Consider the following 2198-nt stretch of genomic DNA (forward strand, 5'->3'; position numbering starts at 1 on the left):
CAAACAAAAGTGTACGGAACAGCTGATCCGACTTTTACATATAGTGTTTCACCAAGTTTAGTTGGTACAGATTCTTTTACAGGATTGTTGACGAGAGTAACAGGGGAGAATGTTGGAACTTATGCAATTCAACAAGGGACATTAACAGCAGGAACAAATTATTCAGTTAATTATGTTTCTAATGATTTTGCTATTACGGCTAAACCAATAACAGTTACCGCTAATGTTTCCCAAACAAAAGTGTACGGAACAGCCGATCCTGTATTTACATATAGTGTTTCACCAAGTTTAGTTGGTACAGATTCTTTTACAGGATTGTTGACGAGAGTAGCCGGTGAGAATGTTGGAACTTATCCAATTCAACAAGGGGGATTAACAGCAGGGGCTAATTATTCAATTAGTTATGTTGGGGAGGATTTTAGTATTACGAAAGCTAATCAGACTATTAGCTGGAATCAAACTTTAGGATTAGGTTGTGAAGCAGGCTCTACAACAGTTTTAACAGCAACTGCCAGTAGTGGTTTGCCAGTAAATTATACTTCGTCAGATACTAACATTGCTACAATTTTAAATGGTGTGTTGTCGGTTAATGGATATGGTTTTGCAACAGTAACAGCATCGCAAGAAGGAAATAATAATTATTTTCCAGCTACAGCTATTGATTTGACGGTTGTAAACAGTCAGTCTAACTTAATCAGAAAACAGTTTGAAGATATTATATTCTTTGATAATAGTTCTAAACAATTTGTGTCTTATACTTGGTATAAAGACGGGGAGTTGGTTCCAGGGCAAACTTCGCAGTTTTTTAAAGAAAACGGCGCATTAAATGGGATCTATTATGCTAAAGCAACAAGATTGGATGGTATGGTAGTAACTACTTGTTCTTTAGTTTTATCTCCAACAATAGAAGAAGAATATATAAAAATTGTACCAAATCCTGTTAAGCCAAATGCTTCTTATGAACTTTTGACAAATGTGTCTTCTGTAAGATTGCAAAATGCCCATGTTGAAGTGTATAGTGTTGGAGGTATATTGGTGCAGGATATATTCACAAATCAAAATGGAGTAAGCTTGACAGCACCTGTTGTTGAGGGATTTTATGTTGTGAAAATGACTTTGTCAAGTGGTAAAATTTTCACAAAAAACCTATTAGTAAAAAAATAAATAAGTAATCAAAAAAAGTATCGCATCCTTAATTGGTAACAAATTGGGGATATGTTCTTTAAATTTGAAAAAAACAAAAACAATGAATTTTAGTCTGAAAAATGCAATTTGGGGTGTGGCTTTATTAATTTCTCAGGGAATTTCTGCTCAATTATATGTGGGAGTTCAATCAGGAATTGGAAATATTCAAAATGATGTTAGCGAAACTTCAACAGGAAACCGATTAGGAGCGGCCGTAAAAGTGGGATATATCTATTCTTTAACTAATCATATTGGAATAGGAACAGGATTGGAGTTTTCACAATACAAACAAGAAGCTTCTTTGATTAATAATACAGGAACTTTAAGCAGTTATCAGGTTGATCCTTCGACATCGGCTTTTGTTTACGATGTAACGACAACTAATTACAATGAAAAACAAACGCTTCATGCTTTGCAAATTCCTCTTTTTGTACAATATAAAACAAATATCAATAAGGGGATTGATTTTAATTTTAGAGCTGGGGCAAAATACTTTTTGCCTTTGAAATACAAAATGGAGGCCAAAGCTGATTATGTAAACGGAACAGCTTATTATCCGGATGTAAATCTCTATATTGATGATTTGCCGGAATATGGATTTGGTGGTCAGGGAAATTATACTGCAACGGGAGAATATGATACCAAAGGAGTATTCATGAGTATGTTCGAACTAGGATTTACTTTTGATATGGGGGTAAAAAATTCTTTGTATGCTGCCATGTTTTTAGAGAATGGATATGGTTCTATTTTAGATCAAAAAGACGACAAATCTTTTATTGGTTACAATCCAAATTCTGTTTCAGATAGAAAAGCTAATGGGTTATACAGTGCCGATAAAGATGCAAAATTACGCCCTGTAGCTTTTGGTATTACTTTGGGATGGAATTTTAAATAATTCTTTTGTAGAAAAAAATAAAAAGAAGCCGTCTCAAAACTGAGGCGGTTTTTTTTGTGCTTTATATTTGGTTTAACATAAGTTATTTCGTATGTTTAGTCGTTGATTTACAACTGAT

At 33.8% G+C, this 2198-nt stretch carries 2 protein-coding genes; both read left to right on the top strand.

Annotated features, from left to right (window positions below; all coding sequences use genetic code 11):
* On the top strand, positions 1-1164 hold a 1164-nt coding region (locus B6A10_RS16120; RefSeq protein WP_188221689.1), incomplete at its 5' end, for a T9SS type A sorting domain-containing protein.
* Positions 1165-1246: 82 nt separating this feature from the next.
* Positions 1247-2080, top strand: coding sequence for an outer membrane beta-barrel protein (locus tag B6A10_RS16125; protein WP_188221690.1), 834 nt, complete (start codon positions 1247-1249; stop codon positions 2078-2080).
* Positions 2081-2198 lie beyond the last annotated feature (118 nt).

Origin of the sequence: Flavobacterium pokkalii (assembly GCF_014596575.1) — a bacterium.
GTDB classification, from domain to species: domain Bacteria; phylum Bacteroidota; class Bacteroidia; order Flavobacteriales; family Flavobacteriaceae; genus Flavobacterium; species Flavobacterium pokkalii.